15 protein-coding genes are annotated in these 19,999 nt (G+C 64.2%); 9 read left to right on the forward strand and 6 right to left on the reverse strand.

Features of this window, described 5'->3' with window-relative positions; all coding sequences use genetic code 11:
- Window positions 1-6: 6 nt before the first annotated feature.
- The 3 genes from V2L18_RS12830 to tpiA form a co-directional block, all read right to left on the reverse strand.
- Complete coding sequence (locus tag V2L18_RS12830) at window positions 7-1,635, reverse strand: CTP synthase (RefSeq protein ID WP_336178651.1); 1,629 nt, start codon at window positions 1,633-1,635, stop codon at window positions 7-9.
- A 191-nt stretch (window positions 1,636-1,826) separates the two neighbouring features.
- Window positions 1,827-2,300 (reverse strand): preprotein translocase subunit SecG, encoded by a 474-nt coding sequence (gene secG, locus V2L18_RS12835; RefSeq protein WP_336178652.1) that lies wholly within the window; start codon window positions 2,298-2,300, stop codon window positions 1,827-1,829.
- Between the two features lie 142 nt (window positions 2,301-2,442).
- The gene (gene tpiA / locus V2L18_RS12840; RefSeq protein WP_336178653.1) at window positions 2,443-3,207 is read right to left on the reverse strand and encodes a triose-phosphate isomerase; all 765 of its coding nucleotides are present in this window, start codon (window positions 3,205-3,207) and stop codon (window positions 2,443-2,445) included.
- Between the two features lie 174 nt (window positions 3,208-3,381).
- Here tpiA and V2L18_RS12845 point away from each other — a divergent pair, with 174 nt between their 5' ends.
- From V2L18_RS12845 to lexA, 7 genes are all read left to right on the forward strand, one after another.
- Window positions 3,382-5,271, forward strand: coding sequence for a peptidyl-prolyl cis-trans isomerase (locus V2L18_RS12845; protein WP_336178654.1), 1,890 nt, complete (start codon window positions 3,382-3,384; stop codon window positions 5,269-5,271).
- 27 nt (window positions 5,272-5,298) lie between these two features.
- On the forward strand, window positions 5,299-6,312 hold the full coding sequence (gene trpD, locus V2L18_RS12850; protein ID WP_336178655.1) for an anthranilate phosphoribosyltransferase: 1,014 nt from the start codon (window positions 5,299-5,301) through the stop codon (window positions 6,310-6,312).
- A 46-nt stretch (window positions 6,313-6,358) separates the two neighbouring features.
- The gene (gene trpC / locus V2L18_RS12855; RefSeq protein ID WP_336178656.1) at window positions 6,359-7,171 is read left to right on the forward strand and encodes an indole-3-glycerol phosphate synthase TrpC; all 813 of its coding nucleotides are present in this window, start codon (window positions 6,359-6,361) and stop codon (window positions 7,169-7,171) included.
- Between the two features lie 4 nt (window positions 7,172-7,175).
- Window positions 7,176-7,679, forward strand: a complete 504-nt coding sequence (gene moaC / locus V2L18_RS12860; RefSeq protein WP_336178658.1) for a cyclic pyranopterin monophosphate synthase MoaC — start codon at window positions 7,176-7,178, stop codon at window positions 7,677-7,679.
- A 13-nt stretch (window positions 7,680-7,692) separates the two neighbouring features.
- Entirely contained in the window at window positions 7,693-8,898 is a 1,206-nt protein-coding gene (gene glp / locus V2L18_RS12865; RefSeq protein ID WP_336178659.1) for a gephyrin-like molybdotransferase Glp, read from the forward strand.
- Between the two features lie 370 nt (window positions 8,899-9,268).
- Window positions 9,269-10,084 (forward strand): ferredoxin--NADP reductase, encoded by an 816-nt coding sequence (locus tag V2L18_RS12870; protein WP_336178660.1) that lies wholly within the window; start codon window positions 9,269-9,271, stop codon window positions 10,082-10,084.
- A 340-nt stretch (window positions 10,085-10,424) separates the two neighbouring features.
- A complete protein-coding gene (gene lexA, locus V2L18_RS12875) occupies window positions 10,425-11,147 on the forward strand; it encodes a transcriptional repressor LexA (protein ID WP_336178661.1) in 723 nt (240 codons plus the stop codon).
- 261 nt (window positions 11,148-11,408) lie between these two features.
- Here lexA and V2L18_RS12880 read toward each other — a convergent pair whose 3' ends face one another.
- Entirely contained in the window at window positions 11,409-13,907 is a 2,499-nt protein-coding gene (locus V2L18_RS12880; protein WP_336178662.1) for a ComEC/Rec2 family competence protein, read from the reverse strand.
- Between the two features lie 631 nt (window positions 13,908-14,538).
- Here V2L18_RS12880 and gltX point away from each other — a divergent pair.
- Together gltX and gltA are read left to right on the forward strand one after the other, a co-directional pair.
- Window positions 14,539-15,960: a glutamate--tRNA ligase gene (gltX, locus tag V2L18_RS12885; protein WP_336178663.1), complete on the forward strand. Its 1,422-nt coding sequence runs from the start codon at window positions 14,539-14,541 to the stop codon at window positions 15,958-15,960.
- A gap of 242 nt (window positions 15,961-16,202) precedes the next feature.
- The gene (gene gltA / locus V2L18_RS12890) at window positions 16,203-17,495 is read left to right on the forward strand and encodes a citrate synthase (protein WP_336178664.1); all 1,293 of its coding nucleotides are present in this window, start codon (window positions 16,203-16,205) and stop codon (window positions 17,493-17,495) included.
- 299 nt (window positions 17,496-17,794) lie between these two features.
- On the opposite strand, the gene lpxB is transcribed toward gltA, so the two are convergent.
- Window positions 17,795-18,982 carry a lipid-A-disaccharide synthase gene (gene lpxB / locus V2L18_RS12895; RefSeq protein WP_336178665.1) on the reverse strand — a complete coding sequence of 396 codons (1,188 nt, stop codon included), beginning with the start codon at window positions 18,980-18,982 and terminating at the stop codon, window positions 17,795-17,797.
- A gap of 1 nt (window position 18,983) precedes the next feature.
- Window positions 18,984-19,880: a UDP-2,3-diacylglucosamine diphosphatase LpxI gene (lpxI, locus tag V2L18_RS12900; RefSeq protein ID WP_336178666.1), complete on the reverse strand. Its 897-nt coding sequence runs from the start codon at window positions 19,878-19,880 to the stop codon at window positions 18,984-18,986.
- Between the last annotated feature and the right edge of the window lie 119 nt (window positions 19,881-19,999).

The following is a 19,999-nucleotide window of genomic DNA, read 5'->3' on the forward strand; positions in this document are numbered from 1 at the left end:
CCGGGATCAGACCAGGCGGCTCTGCTCCACCGCCGCCGCGATGAAAGAGGCAAACAGCGGATGCGGCTCGAAGGGGCGCGACTTCAGCTCAGGATGATACTGAACGCCGATGAACCACGGATGGCCTTCCAGCTCCACAGTCTCCGGCAGGATGCCGTCGGGCGAGGTGCCGGCGAACCGAAGTCCGCAGGCCTCCAGCCGGCCGCGATAGTCCATGTTGACCTCGTAGCGGTGCCGGTGGCGCTCGGAAATCTCCGTGGAGCCGTAGATCTTCGCGATATGGCTGTCGGGCGCGAAGCTCGCCGGGTAGGCACCAAGCCGCATGGTTCCGCCCATGTCACCGTGGGCGACGCGCTTTTCAAGCGCATTGCCGCGCAGCCATTCGGTCATCAGGCCCACCACGGGTTCCCGGGTCGGGCCAAACTCGGTCGAGTTCGCATCGCGGATGCCGGCGAGATTGCGCGCCGCCTCCACCACCGCCATCTGCATGCCGAAGCAGATGCCGAAATATGGAACCTTGTGCTCGCGCGCGAAAGTGACGGCCGCGATCTTGCCTTCAGAGCCGCGTTCGCCGAATCCACCCGGAACCAGGATGCCGTGCACGTCCTCAAGCCAGGGCGCGGGGTCTTCCTTCTCGAAGACTTCCGACTCGATCCATGCGAGGTTGACCTTGACCTTGTTGGCGATCCCACCGTGCACCAGCGCCTCGATCAGCGACTTGTAGGCGTCTTTCAGGCCGGTGTACTTGCCGACGATCGCAATCTTCACCTCGCCTTCGGGATTGGCGATGGAGCGGGAAATCGCCTCCCAGCGCGACAGGTCGGGCTGCGGCGCGCCGGTGATGCCGAAGGCCGCGAGCACCTCGTCGTCCAGACCGCTTTCGTGATAGGCGATCGGCACGTCGTAGATCGAAGCCACATCCAGCGCCGGGATGACCGCGCTTTCCGGCACGTTGCAGAAAAGCGACAGCTTGCGGCGCTCGGCCTCCGGGATGGGGCGATCGCACCGCACCATCAGGATATTGGGCTGGATGCCGATGGAGCGAAGCTCCTTGACCGAATGCTGGGTCGGCTTGGTCTTCAGCTCGCCCGCGCTCGGGATGTAGGGCATCAACGTCAGGTGGATGTAGATCGCGTCGCCGCGCGGCAGCTCGTTTCCAAGCTGGCGGATCGCCTCGAAGAACGGAAGCCCCTCGATATCGCCGACCGTGCCGCCGATCTCGCACAGGACGAAATCGAACTCCTCGTTGCCGTCAAGCACGAACGCCTTGATGGCATCGGTCACGTGGGGGATCACCTGGACCGTGCCGCCGAGATAATCGCCGCGACGTTCGTTGGCGATGATATCGCGGTAGATGCGGCCGGAGGTGACGTTGTCCTGCTGGTTGGCGGGACGTCCGGTGAAGCGCTCGTAGTGACCGAGATCGAGATCGGTCTCCGCGCCGTCGTCGGTGACGAAGCACTCGCCATGCTGAGTCGGGCTCATCGTGCCCGGATCGACGTTGAGATAGGGGTCGAGCTTTCGAAGCCGAACCTTGTAACCCCGAGCCTGAAGGCTCGCTCCAAGGGCCGCCGACGCAAGCCCTTTTCCGAGAGACGACACCACGCCGCCGGTGATGAATATGTACCGCGCCATGGACATAAACCATATGCTTGCGGGCGACGATTCGGCCACCCGTATTACTGCGTTTCAAACAGAAAATCCGCCGCAGGCCAGCCGAGCAAACGCGCAGGGTCCTGGTGCGGCGAAAGCACTGCTCGCACGAACGAGAAGACCGCGGACGCTGACTGGACCGCGGTCGTCAATTCCGAATTGAGGATCCAACCTTACTGCGAGGCGGGAACCTGAGGACCGCTGGGTGCGGCCGGCGCCTCGGGGGCCGAGGCCCCGCTCGCCGGAGATCCCGTAGCCGGCGCCGTTTCGGCCGGAGCGCCGTTCGCCGGCGCCTCTCCCGACTGCGGCGGGCTCGCCTGCTTCAGCGAATCAAGGAGAGAGGGGTTGCCGTCCTCACCGGGCGCCGACGACGGCGCGGAGCCGGGAGCCGGCGCGTTCACCTGATCGAGGATCGAGGACGGCCGCTCGCCATGCTGTGCGAGAATGGTCAGCACGATGGACGTGACGAAGAAGACAGCCGCCAGGATGGCCGTGGCACGGGTCAGCACGTTCGCCGTACCCCGACTGCTCATGAATCCACCACCGCCGCCGATGCCAAGCGCGCCCCCTTCGGAGCGCTGCAGAAGCACCACTGCCACAAGGGCAAGCACGACCATGAGGTGAATGACGATGATGACGGTTTGCATCTTGTATCGAATACCTGATTACGCGTTGCGCGCCTTCTACACGATCACGCACTGGCTTTCCACCCTCGCCAGACAAGGAGTTTCGGCCGGCTAGCAAATCTCGGAACGAGGCCGTGCCGGAAGGAACGCGAACCGCCGTGGATTATCCGGCATCAAAGGCCGAGATAATGCCGAGAAAGTCCTCGGCCTTGAGGCTCGCGCCGCCGACGAGGGCACCATCGACATTGGCAACCGCCATAAGCTCTGCCGCATTGCCCGGCTTCACCGAGCCTCCATAGAGAAGACGCATGGCTTCCCCCTCCCCGCCGAAGCGCGCCGCCAGATCCTTGCGCAGCGCCGCATGGACCTCTGCCACGTCATCGGGCGTCGGGGTCAGGCCCGTGCCGATCGCCCAGATCGGTTCATATGCGATAACGGTGTTGGCCGCCGTCGCCCCGTCAGGAACGGAGCCTGCGATCTGGCCGGCGATCACCTTGAGCGTGCTGCCGGCCTTGCGCTCCGCTTCGCTCTCGCCGACGCAGATGATGGCGACGAGACCGGCCCGCCAGACCGCCTCGGCCTTGGCGCGAACATCCGTATCGCTCTCGCCGTGGTCCGCCCGGCGCTCCGAATGGCCGACGATGACGGCGGAGGCCCCGGCATCGCGCACCATCTCGGCAGAGATATCGCCCGTATGGGCGCCGGAAGCGTTGGCGTGGCAATCCTGCGCGCCGATCGCCACGGCGGTTCCGACAGAGGCGACGGCTGCCGTATAAAGAAGCGTGGCCGGGGGACAGATCATCACGTCGACCTTCGCGGCGAGCACGGGATCGACACCGGCGCCCACCGACGCGATCTCGCCCAGCGCAGCGCGCAGGCCGTTCATCTTCCAGTTGCCGGCAACCAACGGTTTGATCGACGCACTCATGCCGCTGCCATCCTTTCCATCGACGAACTCACGAATATCATTCGGCGTATTGGCTAGCAGATATCGCGGGCATTACAAATCGGCTTCGCTTGCCCGCCGCGTTTCGCCTCACTATTATCCCGGCCAAATCACGGTCCGAACGGCGGAAAACCGCCCAGACAACAGGAATTTTCCATGCTCAACGCCTTGCGCAAGAGCGCCGGCGGCATCGTCGCAAAGATCTTCATCGCCCTGCTCGTCCTGAGCTTCGGCATCTGGGGGATCGCCGACATCTTCCGCGGGTTCAGGCAGGATGTGCTCGCCAAGGTGGGCGATGCGGAAGTCTCCACCCGGGCATTTCAGTCCGCCTATCAGCGCGAGGTGCAGAACTACAGCCAGCGCATAGGCCAGCCTCTGTCCCGCCAGCAGGCAGCGAATATCGGGCTGCCGGGCCAGGTGCTGGGACGCCTTGTCGCCGAGGCGGCGTTCGACCATATCGCGCAATCGCTGAAAGTCGGGCTTTCGAACGAAGAGCTGGTCAAGCAGATCCACGCCAACCCGGCCTTCAGAGGCCCGGATGGCCGTTTCGATCGCAATCGCCTCACTCAGGTGCTTTATGCAAATGGTCTTTCGGAAGACGCATACATCCAGCAGGCGCGCAAGCTCGCCGAGCGCCGGCAGGTTGCCGAAGCGCTGACCGGAGGCATTCAGCCGCCCGAAACCCTGCTGGAGGCAGCTCACCGGTTCCGTTTCGAGGAACGCACGATCAATTACGTGACGCTGACGAAGGATTCGCTGCCGCCGATCGCCGCGCCGACTTCGGAGCAACTCGAGGCGTTCTTCAAGGAGCACAAGGCGGATTACCGGGCTCCGGAATACCGCAAGCTTGAGATCATCACCGTTCAGCCGTCGAGCATCGCCAGGCCCGACGAGGTGAGCGACGAGGATGCAAAGGCCGAGTACGACGCCAATCCGAACCGCTTCGGAACCACCGAGCGGCGCCATGTCCTGCAGCTCACCTACACCGATCCGGAAAGGGCCAAGGCGGACGAGGCAAAGCTGAAATCCGGAACGAGCTTCGAGGATATCGTCAAGGAACACGACCTGACCATGTCGGACGTGGATCTCGGGTTGATGACGAAGGACAAGATCATCGATCCGGCGGTCGCCGATGCTGCGTTCTCTCTGGACGCGAACGGCGTCAGCGATGTCATCGACGGCCAGTTCGGCCCGCGCATCGTCAAGGTGACAGAGATCAAGCCCGCCGCGAACAAGCCGTTCGATGAGGTGAAGGACATCCTGAAGAAAGAGATCGCCACGCGCCGGGCGGAGAACGAGGTTCTCTCGCTGCATGACGAGATCGAGGATGCACGCGCCGGTGGCGCGACGCTGGCCGAAATCGCCCAGCGCTTCAAGCTGAAGCTGGAGACGATCCCGGCCATCGCGCGTGACGGCACGGATCCCAAGGGCGAGAAGGTAACACTTCCCGATGCGCCGGATCTCCTGGGCGATGCGTTTGCCAGCGAACCCGACGACGAAGCGCCGCCGGTGCCCGTCGGTGGGCGCGGTTACCTCTGGTTCGATGTGGCCGACATCACGCCGTCGCGCGACCGCACGCTCGACGAAGTGCGCGAAAAGGTCGCCGCGGACTGGAAGGATGCGCAGATTCAGCATGAGCTTGCGGCGAAAGCCGAGGAACTGGCGGACAAGCTGAAGCAGGGCGCGGATTTCTCCACCCTTGCGGCGGCTTCGGAATTGCAGCTACAGACGTCCCAACCCTTCTCGCGCGATCGCAACGACAACGTCCTGTCCGCGCAGGCGGTGACGGAAGCCTTTTCCGGCCCGAAGGGAACGGTCGCGACGGCCGACGGAGCGGATGGCGGGCGTGTCGTCCTGCAGGTGGCCTCCGTCACCACGCCGGCCTTCTTCGCGGAGTCCGACATCATGTCCAAGCTCGACAGCGAGCTGGCGGACATGTTGCAGACCTCGCTCATTTCGCAGTTCGTCACCGGTGTTCAGGACAGCATCGGCGTCAACATCAATCAGGCGGCGCTGTCGAATGCCATCGGCACCAGCGATGAGTAGCCTGGCCGCCGCGGGTTTGGGGGATGCATGTCTGATCTGAAGGCTCTGATTGCCAAGGCTGCGGCCGGCGAGGCCCTGACCCGGGACGAAGCCACCGCCGCCTTCGATATCCTGATGAGCGGCAACGCCACCCCCTCGCAGATCGGCGGGATCCTGATGGCGCTGCGGGTGCGCGGGGAAACGGTGGACGAGATAACCGGCGCCGTCGCCTCCATGCGCTCCCGCATGGTGCGGGTAACCGCGCCATCGGACGCCGTGGACGTCGTCGGCACGGGTGGAGATTCGTCGGGCAGCTACAACATCTCCACCTGCACGGCCTTTGTCGTCGCGGGCTGCGATGTCCCCGTCGCCAAGCACGGCAATCGCTCCATGTCATCGAAGTCCGGTGCCGCGGATGCGCTGATGGCACTCGGCGTGAACATCGACATCACGCCGGAGAAGATCTCCGAGTGCATCGCCAAGGCCGGCGTCGGCTTCATGTTCGCCCCGGCCCATCATGGCGCGATGAAGCATGTCGGTCCGGCGCGGGCTGAGCTCGGCACCCGCACGATCTTCAACCTTCTGGGCCCGCTCTCCAATCCGGCCGGTGTGACCCGGCAGATGATCGGCGTGTTCTCGGGCGAATGGGTGGAGCCGCTTGCCCATGTGCTCAACAATCTGGATGCCGAGCGGGCCTGGATCGTCCACGGTTCCGACGGGCTCGACGAAATCACCGTATGCGGGCCGACCAGCGTCGCGGAACTGAAGGACGGCAAGGTCACGACCTTCCAGATCGCGCCGGGCGACGTCGGCCTGGAAACGGCCTCGCCGGAAGCTCTCAAGGGGGGCGAGCCGGGAGAAAACGCGGCCGCCCTGCGTGGCGTTCTGTCCGGAGACAGGAATGCCTATCGCGACGCGGTTCTCATGAATGCGGCCGCCACGCTGATCGTTGCCGGCAAGGCTTCCGGTCTGGCTTGCGGCGTCGACATGGCTCGCACCTCCATCGACAGTGGTGCGGCCCTATCGCGGCTGGACAAACTCGTCGCGATCTCCAATTCCTGAAAGACGCCCCCGCCCTAATGCGCGGGTGCGCGACGCAAGGTTCCAGATGACCGATATCCTGACGAAGATCGAAGCCTACAAGCGCGAGGAGATCGCGGCTGCGAAGGAACGTGTCGGGGAAGCGGAGATCCGGGCCGTGGCCGAGGCCGCCCCGCCTCCACGCGATTTCGAGGCAGCCCTGCGCGCCGCAGTCGCGGCCGGCGGCTACGGGCTGATTGCCGAGATCAAGAAGGCGAGCCCGTCCAAGGGGCTGATCCGTCCGGATTTCGACCCGCCTGCTCTTGCTCGCGCCTACGAGGCCGGCGGCGCGACGTGTCTTTCGGTGCTTACCGACGGGCCCTCTTTCCAGGGCAAGCCGGAATACCTTACGGCCGCGCGCGCGGCCTGCGCGCTACCGGCATTGCGCAAGGATTTTCTCTACGATCCCTACCAGGTCTTCGAGGCCCGCGCCTGGGGGGCCGACTGCATCCTGATCATTCTGGCCGCCGTGAGCGATGCGGAGGCGAAAGCGCTTGAAGATACTGCGCTGTCGCTTTCCATGTCGGTGCTTCTGGAGGTTCACAACGAGGAGGAGCTGGAGCGCGCCCTGAAGCTGCGCTCTCCCCTTCTCGGCATCAACAACCGCAATCTCAAGACATTCGAGACGAGCCTCGCGACATCCGAACGCCTCGCGCCGCTCGTACCGGACGACCGGCTGATCGTTGGAGAGTCGGGCATCTTCACGCCGGCCGACTGCACCCGCCTTGCCGCCGTCGGCATTCACACCTTCCTCATTGGCGAAAGCCTGATGCGGCAGGACGACGTCGCAACCGCGACGCGCACCCTTCTGGCGCGCGACAATTCTCAAGCTGCGGAATAGATCAATGGCCGAAGGCGATCGCCTCACCCACATCGACGCCTCGGGCGCCGCGAACATGGTCGACGTCGCCGAAAAGGCCGACACGTCGCGCACGGCTACGGCGATCGGTTCGGTCTCCATGAAGCCGGAGACGCTGACGATGATCCTCTCGGGCAACGCCAAGAAGGGCGACGTGATCGCCACCGCGCGAATTGCCGGGATCATGGCCGCCAAGCGCACCCACGAGCTCATTCCCCTGTGCCACCCGCTGGCGCTCTCCCGGGTCAGCGTCGAGATCGAGCCGGACGAGACGCTGCCCGGCCTGCACGTTAAAGCGACGGCAAAGGTGACCGGAAAGACCGGCGTGGAGATGGAGGCGCTGACAGCGGCGTCCGTTGCATGCCTGACGATTTACGACATGGCCAAGGCGGTGGACCGCTTCATGGTGCTTTCGGGCATCCAGGTGGTGGAAAAAAGCGGCGGGCAGTCCGGCGACTGGAAGGCACCCGGCTGGGCAGGCGCCGCCTGAGCGGAGCGAAAAGATGGACCTCATTCCCGTTGCCGACGCTCTTGAGCGCCTTCTCGCCGGCGTCGTCCCCACGTCCGCCGAGCGCGTTGCTCTGGAACATGCCGCAGGCCGCACGCTCGCCGCGGATCTCGCCGCAACCCGCACCCAGCCGCCCTTTTCGGCATCCGCCATGGACGGATATGCGGTGCGCGCGGCAGACCTTGCGACGATCCCACGTGACCTGAAGATCATTGGCGAAGCCCCTGCCGGACATGGCTTTTCCGGAACCGTTGCATCTGGCGAGGCGGTTCGGATCTTCACCGGCGCGCCGCTGCCCGAAGGTGCCGACACCATTCTCATCCAGGAAAACGCCGAACGTTCCGGCGATATCGTGAAGGCTCTGGAAGCCCCCGCGCGAGGCACCTACGTGCGGCGCGCGGGGCTCGATTTCAGCGAGGGCGACGTGCTGCTGAAGACGGGCACGACGCTCGATTATCGCGCTCTGGCACTCGCCGCCGCCATGAACCACAGTCACGTTTCCCTCAGACGCCGCCCGCGCGTCGCGGTTCTGGCAACGGGAGACGAACTGGTGGAGCCGGGCGACGTTCCGGGGGCGGATCAGATTGTCGCCTCCAACCAGTACGGCATCGCCGCACTTGTGGAAGCCTGCGGCGGCGTGGCCCGCCGCCTCGGCATATCGCGCGACGATGAGACCGAGCTGGCCGGCTATGTGAGTGAGGCGCTTTCCTGGGACGCGGATGTTCTGGTGACCCTGGGAGGCGCGTCCGTCGGCGACCACGATCTCGTCCAGGCAACGCTTGGCAATCAGGGCATGGAACTGGCATTCTGGCGCATCGCCATGCGACCGGGCAAACCGCTGATGGCCGGGCATCTGGGACCGATGCGCGTATTGGGGCTGCCGGGAAACCCGGTTTCCAGCCTCGTTTGCGGCCACCTATTCCTGCGGCCCCTCCTTGCCGCTCTGCTGGGACGTCCTGTAGGAGCGGACCGGCCCGAACCGGCCATTATCGCCGCCCCGCTCGAACCGAATGACCGCCGCCAAGATTATCTGCGCGCGCGGCTTCACCGCAACGAGGCGGGCGTTCTGGTCGCGACCCCCTTCACCCAGCAGGATTCCTCCGTGCTCTCGTTCCTCGCTGCCGCCGACGGGCTCGTCATACGGCCGCCGCACGCGCCGGCGCTCGAGGCTGGCGATGCGGTGGAGGTCATCCGGTTCTAGCCGTCTTCCCGTGTCGACGGGGCAAGGGTATCGCTTTGCGCGCGAACGCCTGTGCGTGGAAAGCTCTTCCCTGTCGGAAACGACATGGGGCCATCAGACGCGTTTCCCGGCGTCCGCTTTGCTGTATAAGGATAGCGATCTGCTGGCTGGAGTGGCCGCCGCGTGCGGCCGGGCGGGGGTTCGCAACACGATAGCCCCGGCAATCCGGCGTTATTTTTTGTTCGAGCGAGCGAGACACTCCCTCCCACCGCCCTCGGGGTCTGCCGGGACGTCCTCCGGGAGCCCGCCGGGAGGCCCGCACGGAAACCGGCGGACCGAGGCCTAAAGATTGACGTAGCTCCGGCTGACCGAGGATGCCCAGGATTTCGACATGAACGTAATGACGCGCCCCGACGAACTCATCGCGCACGCGCCTGCCAACACCTACGTGCAGACGGTCACGGAAGTCACCCATTACACCGAGCGCCTCTTCCGTTTTCGCATGACGCGTCCGGCCGAATTCCGCTTCCGTTCAGGCGAATTCGTGATGATCGGGCTGATGATCGACGGCAAGCCGCTGTTTCGCGCCTATTCCATCGCCAGCCCCGCCTGGGGCGAGGAGCTCGAGTTCTTCTCCATCAAGGTGCCCGACGGGCCTCTGACCTCGCATCTTCAGAACATCAAGGTGGGCGATGCCGTCTTGATGAAGAAGAAGCCCACCGGCACGCTCGTCAACGATGCGCTCATTCCCGGCAAGCGGCTCTACATGTTTTCCACCGGCACCGGGATTGCCCCCTTTGCAAGCCTTATCCGCGAGCCGGAGACCTACGAGAAATTCGACGAGCTGATCCTGACCCACACATGCCGCGAAGTGGCGGAGCTGAAGTACGGTCTCGATCTTGTCGAGGAAATCCGCAATGACGAGATGCTGCGGGAGGTCCTGGATCCTTCCAAGCTGCGCCACTACACCTCCGTGACACGCGAGGATTATCCTTTCCGCGGCCGCATCACGGACCTTATCGCGAGCGGCAAGCTCTTCACCGACCTCGGCGTGCCGCCGCTCGACCCGGCCACGGATCGGGGCATGATCTGCGGCTCTATGGCGATGCTCAAGGATACCAAAGTCCTTCTGGAAAAGGCCGGATTGACCGAAGGCGCCAACAACCGTCCCGCGGAATTCGTCATCGAGCGCGCCTTTGCCGATTGAAGAATCAATGAATTGGAACCTTGAGGCCGGAGCAGCAATGCTTCGGCCTTTTTCGTCTGCGTCACCGTACTGGAAGGAGCGCACGCCAGCGACGACACGTGCCATTTCGAGCCCCTGAACGGGACGTGATCGACCGGCAACGAACGCGCGATACCTACCTGTTTTCAAGTCCTTAAGCGCATACGCGCAAGCAAATTCCAGATCGCGCGACAACTGGGTTCGCGCGCCCGGTTGCCACACCACGGATGGTTAACTCGCCCTTAACCCTTGCGGAACACATATAGAACGTGTAACGTGCCGTTCGCGTTTTGTACCAATACGGTTGCAAGCGAAGGACCCCATGCTGACGCGCAAGCAATTCGAACTTTTGATGTTCATCCACGAGCGCCTGAAGGAAACGGGCGTTCCGCCGTCCTTCGACGAAATGAAGGATGCGCTCGACCTCAGGTCGAAATCGGGGATCCACCGTCTCATCACCGCTCTGGAAGAGCGCGGCTTCATCCGCCGCCTCCCCAACAGGGCGCGCGCTCTCGAGGTGGTACGGCTGCCGGATTCGGTTTCGCCAAGCTTTGCGGCCCAGCGCGGACGCGGGTTTTCGCCAAGCGTCATCGAAGGCTCCCTCGGCCGCACGCCAAAGGCTGTCGCGCCCCCCGCCTCGCAGAGCAGTGACGAGGCGGCCGACGTCGCCACCATCCCCGTCATGGGCCGCATTGCGGCAGGCGTTCCGATTTCGGCGATTGAAACGCACAGCCATTCGATCTCGGTTCCCTTCGACATGCTTGGAAACGGGGACCATTTCGCGCTTGAGGTGCGAGGCGACTCCATGATCGAAGCCGGCATTCTCGACGGCGATACCGTTGTCATCAGGCGCGGCGAAACCGCCGAAAACGGAGACATCGTTGTCGCCCTGATCGACGACGAGGAAGCAACGCTGAAGCGCCTGCGCCGCAAGGGCGCCTCCATTGCGCTTGAGGCGGCCAACCCGGCTTACGAGACGCGCATTTTCGGCCCCGACCGCGTGCGGATCCAGGGGAAACTCGCCGCTCTTTTCCGGCGGTACTAGATCGATTTTGGTCCTGGCGCTCCGGCACGGACGACAGGAAAGGGACTTCATAACAGGAACTTGAAGCATTTTGCGGTGTGATTGATTCAGTCTGACAAGACCGCGCCCGTGCGGCAGGTCATCGACTGCCGGGCATTTGCCCTGATAGGCTGTCGCTTGGATGCCGTTGCTTGGACACTGACAGGTTTCGGAAAATCCCGGCCGATCAGGTCGGTTTCGGAATGAGCCGACGCCTTTGCCGTCCTTATTGGGGGCATTCGTCTATCGCGATTGTTCGCCCTGCTGTGCTGGCGTGGATTGCCAGGGCCGGCCGGCCGGATTTCGCGCGGTGACGAGGCGGCGAAGCCATCCCCGACGTGCCGCTGGTTCTGATGACGACGCCTTGCGACCGAGATAGAGCGCGACAGCCCCGTGAGCGGCGAGATAGTTTTTGTCGAAGACAAGTGCCTGTTCTTTGCAATCATCCGGGGCGGTGAGATGGCTAACGATCACATCGGCGCGCAGACAGTCTTCGGCGAAGGCATCCGGCCGGCTGACGCGCGAAAGAATAATCGAGATGCGTTCGCCGGAGCCTCCCGACCGGTCCTTCCGCGATAAGGGCTCCGATGCGATCGGCGCCGATGCGATCGTCGAAGGTGCAACTCCCGCGCCTGCGTTTGCGGTGCGCTTCGGGGTGCCGGCATGTGTCGGGGTGGCGGCATGCTGCGCCTCTCTTTCAGCCGCAGGCGCCCCGGCGGGGACGGGTTCCGCGGTAGCGAAACTGCGAACGGGCGATTTGATGCGCCACGCAAACTGACCTGTACCGGCGGGAGATTTGTCTGCCACCGCGGAGAAAGCCATCGATGGAGAAGCAGTCATTTCCGATGCTGTCCGCGAGGCAACCGCGAGTTTCTCGCCAAAGCGGCGACCGGCGATGATATCCGCGCCGGGTGTCTCGCGTTGCGATACCGCTTCAACAGGAGGGAGGGCTGCTTTGATAATGCAAGCTTTTTCATCGCAATTCATGACGCCGGAGCCGGCTTTTCGCTCTGCAAGGGCCGCTGCATCGCCGTCCGCACGCAACCAGATCTCCGCCTCAAATTTGCCGCCCGAACCAAGCGCAACCGCCAGCGGACCTTGCTGCGTGCGCACCGCGACGGTTCGCCCGTCCTCGCTGACGAGTATGTCCGGTCGCTGGTACGCGAAAGCGACGACGACGGCTGCAGCAATGGGGAGGATGCCAAGAAGGCGCCAGCGGCTTGTCCAAAGGGCCAGCCACAAGAGCCCTGCCACCGAAAGGATGGCCGGGGCATCGCCAATGGCGCCGACGACACCGCTTCCCGGCGTCCATTCGGCGATCTTGGCCGCGATCGCCAGCATCCCGTCGATGCCAAGCCCCATCGGTTGGAGCGCGAGCGGATCAAGACCAAACGGCATGGCCAGGACGGTCGCGACGGCGAACGGCATGATCAGAAGACTGACAAGAGGCATCGCCGCCATGTTCGCCAGAAGCCCAAGAGGGCTGGCGCGATGGAAGTGACTGAGCGCAATGGGCCCGGTTGCGAATCCGGCAATAAGCGAAGTCATAGCAAGGCCGCTCGCCCAAAAGACGACAAAGCGCAGGATGGAGGCGACCTTGGAGCGACCGGCAAGTTCGGCGGCGTCTACCCCTTGCGATGTCTTGCGCCATACAAACCAGGCGCGATAGGCTGCGACGAGCGCGATGACGGCCGCAAACGACATCTGGAAGCCGGGCTGCAGCAGGGCCTCGGGTGTGAGCACCAGGACAATTGCCGCGGCCAGAGCGACGGAGCGCATCGTCACCGCCGGCCGGCCGGCAATCATCGCGATGAAGATCACGGCCGCCATGACATAGGCGCGCTGGGTCGCGATCGAGGCGCCGGAAATGACCAGATAGGCAGTCGCGGCGACCAGCGCGGCAGCAGCAGCCCAGCTGCGGATCGGGCGGCGCAGCGCGAGGCCCGGGCTGAGCGCGAGCCCGGCCCTCACAACGAAGAAGATCGCCCCCGCAACAAGGGCCATGTGCATGCCGGAAATGGCAAGCACGTGGGCAAGACCGGCGATGCGCAGGTTCTCCTGACTGCCTTCGGATACCGCGCCGCGATCCCCCACGATGAGCGCGGCGGCGATCGCGCCGGCATCTCCGGGGAGCGTCTGACGGATTCGCGCGCCGATGCGGCCGCGCATATCCGCGATCGCGGCCGTGATCTGGAGGCGCCAGCTTGCCGGCATGCCGAGCACTGCGGGCTTCGTGCGACCGTAGATGAAGCCATAGGCGCCAACGCGATCGAAATAGGCCGCCCGGTCGAACGCATAACCGCCGGGCATCACCGGGCCTTGCGGCGGCGAGAGCCGGGCGCGAAAGCTGATCGCCTGGCCCGGCAGAGGTTGAGGCAGCGCCCGGCCGGTCACGCGAATACGCGCGGGCAGCGCCGTCGGCTCAACGTCCGCAATGCGAGCGGGCCGGACCGTCAGCCGGTAGCCGTTTTCGCGCTGCTCCACATTTTCCACCCATCCTGCGACCTCCGCCGTCCGCTCTTTCGCGATGCGGGGCGCTGCCACGCTCCAGGTCCTGTGATTGGCGACGGCGAGCCCCAGAGCCAGGCTTGCCAGCACAAGGGACGCGACAGCCGCCTTGCCGCGCATTCGCCGCACCTGGGCGACAATCGCGATGCCGACGGCAAGGGGCACAGTTGCCCAGAGTTGCGGTTCGCGGGGAAGTTCGAAATAGGCCCATATGCCGCTGGCGAAGCAGACCACGAGCCACGGAAATCCGCGCCCGTTCTCAAGATCGCGAAAGGTGGCCGCAATGAAGGAAAGACGCGCGCGCTCCAGCCGCGCGACGAGGCGGCGGAAACGAGCGGCCCGCCGTATTCCGCCGAAATCATAGGCAGGAGGCCGGGAGGGCGGCTGCCGCTTCCCGATGACGCGCTTCAGACCATCCATCAGCCGCGTGCGGTCATTTCCCATAGCTGACCGGGTTGCGTGGCCGCGTGGCCCCGGGCGGGATCGAGACGCCCCTCCCTCACGGTCCACGTCCTCTCATCGATACTCCCCGCCGAAAGCGGGCCGCCGGAACGGCGGAAATCGGGACAATGTCAAAGTCATTGCATAGAATTATGCGGGTACGTGGCTTTACCTCCCTGCCGCAGCGCACCATGTAACAGGACACGATCCCATCGCATCCATTCGCGGCTCTTCTGCCCGCCGCGCCCCTATGCTACACCAACGCCCACCGCGATGCCGACCCGCCTTCTTCCTCCCGGAAAAGCGCTCGGGCCGGACGCCGCGACCTCGCGTCGATACGCGTTCAAGTTCAATCGTCTGCAGACGTTTTTCGGGTCGCCTTTCGAGCCCCTGCAGATCGCCAGAAAGATACCGACACATCCTCATGTCCGAGATCGTCACCCGCTTTGCTCCCTCTCCCACCGGGTTCCTGCACATCGGCGGCGCCCGTACCGCGTTGTTCAACTGGCTCTATGCGCGCGGGCGCGGTGGCCGGATGCTGCTGCGCATCGAAGATACCGACCGCGAGCGTTCCACCGAGCCTGCTATCGCCGCAATTCTCGACGGCTTGCAGTGGCTTGGACTCGACTGGGATGGCGACTGGATCTCCCAATACGAGCGGGCCGAGCGCCATCGCGAGATTGCCCGCGAACTGGTTGCCGCCGGCAAGGCCTACTATTGCTATGCCACGCAGGAAGAGCTCGCCGAGATGCGCGAGAAGGCGCGCGCCGAAGGCCGTCCGCCGCGTTATGACGGGCGCTGGCGCGACCGCGACGCGTCCGAGGCGCCGGCCGGCGTCGATCCGGTAATCCGTATCAAGGCGCCACGCGAGGGCGATACCGTCGTCGAAGACGAGGTCCAGGGACAGGTCCGCTTCCCGAACAAGGATCTGGACGATTTCATCCTGCTGCGGTCGGACGGCAACCCGACCTACATGCTGGCAGTGGTGGTGGACGATCACGACATGGGCGTCACCCACATTATTCGTGGCGACGACCACCTGACCAACGCCGCACGGCAGGCGCTGATCTACGACGCCATGGGCTGGCAGGTTCCGGTGATGGCGCATATCCCGCTCATCCACGGGCCGGACGGCGCCAAGCTCTCCAAGCGTCACGGCGCTCTCGGCGTCGATGCCTACCGCGCCATGGGGTATCTGCCGCAGGCGATGCGCAACTATCTCGTTCGTCTCGGCTGGGCGCATGGCGACGACGAGATCATGAGCGATGCGCAGATGCTGGAGTGGTTTGACGTCACCGGCATCGGCAAGTCCGCCGCGCGCTTCGACTTCGTCAAGCTGGAGGCGCTCAACGGCCAGTACATGCGCGCCACGGAAGACGGCGAGCTGCATGCGGCGCTTAAGACCTTCCTGCCTTATGCGGAGAATGGCGCTGCCATCCTGGAGCGTTTGCAGGGCGATCCGGAGCTTGATGGCAAGCTGCTGGCTGCAATGCCGGGTCTCAAGGATCGCGCCAAGACGCTTGTGGAGCTTGCCGACAGTGCCGGTTACTTGTGGGCGCAGCGTCCCATCGCTCCGGACGAAAAGGCGGCCAAGCTCCTCGACGAGGACGGCCGCAACGTGCTGAAGGGCGTTCTTGCGAAACTTGAGGCCGTTTCGGAGTGGAGCGTGGAGCAAACCGACTCAGCCGTGCGCGCCTATGCCGAAGAGGCCGGTGTCAAGCTCGGTAAGGTCGCACAGCCTCTCCGCGCAGCGCTGACTGGCCGTACCACCTCGCCCGGAATCTTCGACGTGCTGGTCGTCCTGGGGCGCGACGAAGCCTTGGCCCGCATAAAGGATCAGATCTGAAACCTTGCGTCTGAGGCGCCGGAATACTGCCTTTCGACCCAATAAATAACTTCCGTCCCTGAGGCAGCCTGCCTCAGGGGCACCACCACCGACTTTCCGTGCTGCTTGCGGCACCGCACCAAATGGGGTACGCAGACCGCGACAATTTTCCTCCCGCCGTTTCTCGGCTTGTCCGCCCGGTCCAGGAGCATGACGTTCCCGAACGAACGCGGACCTTGGTCTCTTCCAGAAGGGGGTTCTTCATGAGCAATAGAAAAGCGACTTTGAACTACGGCAACGACAGCTGGGACTTTGATGTCCGTTCAGGGTCGATCGGACCGGATGTCGTCAACATTTCCTCGCTGTACGCGCAAACCGGAATGTTCACGTACGATCCGGGCTTCACCTCCACGGCCTCCTGCGAGTCGAAGATCACCTATATCGACGGGAATGAAGGCACGCTACTCTACCGGGGGTATCCGATCGAACAGGTCGCGGAGAACGGCGACTTCCTGGAAACCTGCTACCTGCTGCTCTACGGTGAACTCCCGACGCAGGCGCAGAAGGACGACTTCGTCCACCGTGTGACGTATCACACGATGATCCACGAGCAGATGACCCGCTTCTTCTCGGGCTTCCGCCGCGACGCGCATCCGATGGCCGTCATGTGCGGCATGGTCGGCGCGCTGTCCGCCTTCTACCACGACTCCACCGACATCTCCGATCCGCACCAGCGCATGGTCGCCTCCCTGCGCATGATCGCCAAAATGCCGACGATTGCGGCGATGGCCTACAAGTACCACATTGGTCAGCCGTTCGTTTTCCCGCGCAACGATCTCGATTACGCGGCAAACTTCCTGCACATGTGCTTCTCAGTGCCTTGCGAGGAATACAAGGTGAACCCGGTCCTGGCACGCGCCATGGACCGCATCTTCATCCTCCATGCCGATCACGAGCAGAATGCCTCCACCTCCACCGTGCGGCTGGCCGGCTCCTCGGGTGCGAACCCGTTTGCCTGCATTGCGGCCGGCATCGCCTGCCTGTGGGGACCGGCTCACGGCGGCGCCAACGAAGCGGCGCTGACCATGCTTGCGGAGATCGGCACGGTCGACAAGATCCCGGAATACGTCGCGCGTGCCAAGGACAAGAACGATCCGTTCCGTCTGATGGGCTTCGGGCATCGGGTGTACAAGAACTACGATCCGCGCGCCCGCATCATGCAGAAGACCTGCCACGAGGTGCTGGCCGAGCTCGGCATCAAGGACGACCCGCTCCTCGACGTGGCGGTGGAGCTGGAAAAGATCGCGCTGTCGGACGAGTACTTCGTGGAGAAGAAGCTCTATCCGAACATCGACTTCTACTCCGGCATCACTCTGCGCGCTCTGGGCTTCCCGACCACGATGTTCACTGTGCTGTTCTCGCTGGCCCGTACGGTCGGCTGGATCGCGCAGTGGAAGGAGATGGTGGAAGATCCGTCCCAGAAAATCGGCCGTCCGCGCCAGCTCTACACGGGCGCCGCGCAGCGCGACTACACCCCGATCGGCCAGCGCCGCTAGAGCGTTTTCCGTTCAGACGAAATCGTCTGAACGATAAGAAATCGCTCCAGATCAATACTTTGAGCATATCCTTATCGATCAGATTGGTTCAATCTGTTCGGGATATGCTCTAAGGCAAGGTCCGAGACAATCTGCAAAAGGGCGCCCATACGGCGCCCTTTTCGATTCTGGGACCTGCACGGAAGCTCAGCCGCCCTCCTGGAGCGCTTTTCGCGGTTTGATGGATGCCGCCGCCGGCGAGTGCCCTGCCCGACAAGACGGAGGCACATACAGCCGCTTCCAAGAAAAGGTGAAACGCTCTAGCGGCCGGCGACTTCGCAGACGATGCGGGCGGCGCGATCGCTTGGCGTCTCGCCGTTATCCAGGACCATCCGCTCCTCGATCTCCTCGAAGGCCATAACCTGCTCTGTCCGCGCCACGCTGTCGCGCAACAGATCGGCAAGCACGGGGACGAGCCGTTCGGGGGCCACTTCGTCGTCCAGAAATTCGGGAACCACGTTTCGACCGAGAATGATGTTCGGCAAGACCATCGAACTTGCCGTGACGATCGGAATGATCCGGTTGATCTGCTTCAGGCGCCTATAGAACCAGTCGAGCTTGTAGCAAACCGCGATCGGCACGCCGGCTATCGCCAGTTCCAGCGTCACGGTACCTGATGCGGCGAGCGCCGCGTGGGCCCTTCTGAAGGCGGCAAATTTCTCTTTTTCGCCGGTGATTACGGTACCGGCGACCGCCCAGCCCGCGACCTCCTGCTTCACACGCTCGACCATGTGCGGCACGGTCGGTAACAGCACTTCGAGATCGGGAAAGTCGCGCTTCAGCCGTGCGACCGTTTCGCCGAAGGGCTGAAGGAGCCGTCCGACCTCGCTCGACCGGCTGCCGGGCAACACCAGCAGAACCGGATGGCCCGCTCCCGGCGCCGGACGTTCGCCGGCCGCCGGGCGCAATTCGCCGAGCCGCTCGATCAGCGGATGCCCAACATAGCTGCAAGGGGGGCCGCCGAGGCGTTCGTGCACGGCGGGCTCGAAGGGAAGGATCCCGAGAAGATGGTCCACATATCGGGCCATCTTGCGCGCCCGGCCCGGCCGCCATGCCCAAACGGACGGAGACACGTAGTCGACGATCGGAATGTGCGGTGCCCGCTTGCGAATGCGCTTGGCGACCGCATGGGTGAAATCCGGGCTGTCTATGATCACCAGAATATCCGGCCGGGCCGCAAGCGCGGCATCGACGACCTGATGGACACGCCGCACGATCGTGGGCAAACGGCCGAGCACCGCCGTCAGCCCCATCACAGCGACGTCGGACAGTGGAAACAGGCTCTCCAGCCCCTCCTCGCTCATGCCCGAGCCGGCGGTGCCCGAAAACTCCACATGGGGACAGCGCGCCTTGAGGGCACGCATCAGCCGCGCTCCGAGCCGATCCCCCGACTCTTCGCCCACGACGATAAAGACCCGAAATGACGCTTCGCCGTCTTCTTCGCGCATTTCAAGCGTCTCCGGTTCCATCGCGCTTCGCATCCGGCTCGTCGAGCCCGAACAGGAACAGCCCCTCGCGGTCGGCGCGCGCAATGGTCTCCGCGCGGTTCGCGATCAGCACGTGTCCGGCGTCGATTGCAATTCCCGCGAGGCCGATCCTGACCGCGTGATCGACCGTTTCCGGACCGATGGAGGGAAGGTCGACCCGCAGCTCCTGCCCCGGCTTCACGCACTTGGCCAGGACGCCGGCGCGGCCTTTCCAGCGAACCCGGCCTTCCCGCTTGAGGTCGATGCAGCGCCGGAGCATGCCATCGGTTCCCTCGGCCGCTTCCGTGGCGATGACGCGGCCATTGACGGCGACAGCCGCCTGACCGATGTCGAGCCCGCCCAGGGTTCGCGCGGCCGTAAGGGCAAGCTCAAGATCGCGCATGGCGTCCTGATCGGGGACATGACGGCCGACAGGACCGGCGGAGGCCAGAAGCGTGGGGGCAATCTCGTGGGCGCCGATCACGTGGAAGCCTTCCTCCTCGAACAGCATGATGACCGCCTTCAGCAGGCCGTCGTCGCCCTTTCGCAATGCCTTGAGGATGCGCGGCAGCCGCCGCATCGTACCGAAATCGCCCAATATGGAGCGAAAGTCGGGACGTTGGGACACGCCCCCGATAAGCACAAGATCGCGAACATCATTGCGCTTCAGCGCGGTAACAAGCTTGCCGATCTCGCCCCAGTCGAACCAGAGCGCGGGAGAGAAGGCTTCAATGGAGGCCGCCGCCTCTCCCTTGATGCCGATCGCCAGCGGATCCCTGCCCGCCTCATGGGCTGCGGCCAGGACCTCAGAGGGCAGCGAACCATTGCCGCAAACGACGGCCAGTTTAGCCCCCGTCCCCGTTCCGGTTTCTTCCGCCATAGCCGAGCCCGCCCCTGCCGCGCATCGCGCGCCTGAAGCGCTTGTTCGGCAGCCCCGATAGGCTGAACGACGAAAATCGCTCCAGATCAATACCTTGCACACATTCTTATCGATCAGAT

Source organism: Breoghania sp. JC706, from assembly GCF_037026715.1.
Classification (GTDB): Bacteria; Pseudomonadota; Alphaproteobacteria; order Rhizobiales; family Stappiaceae; genus Breoghania.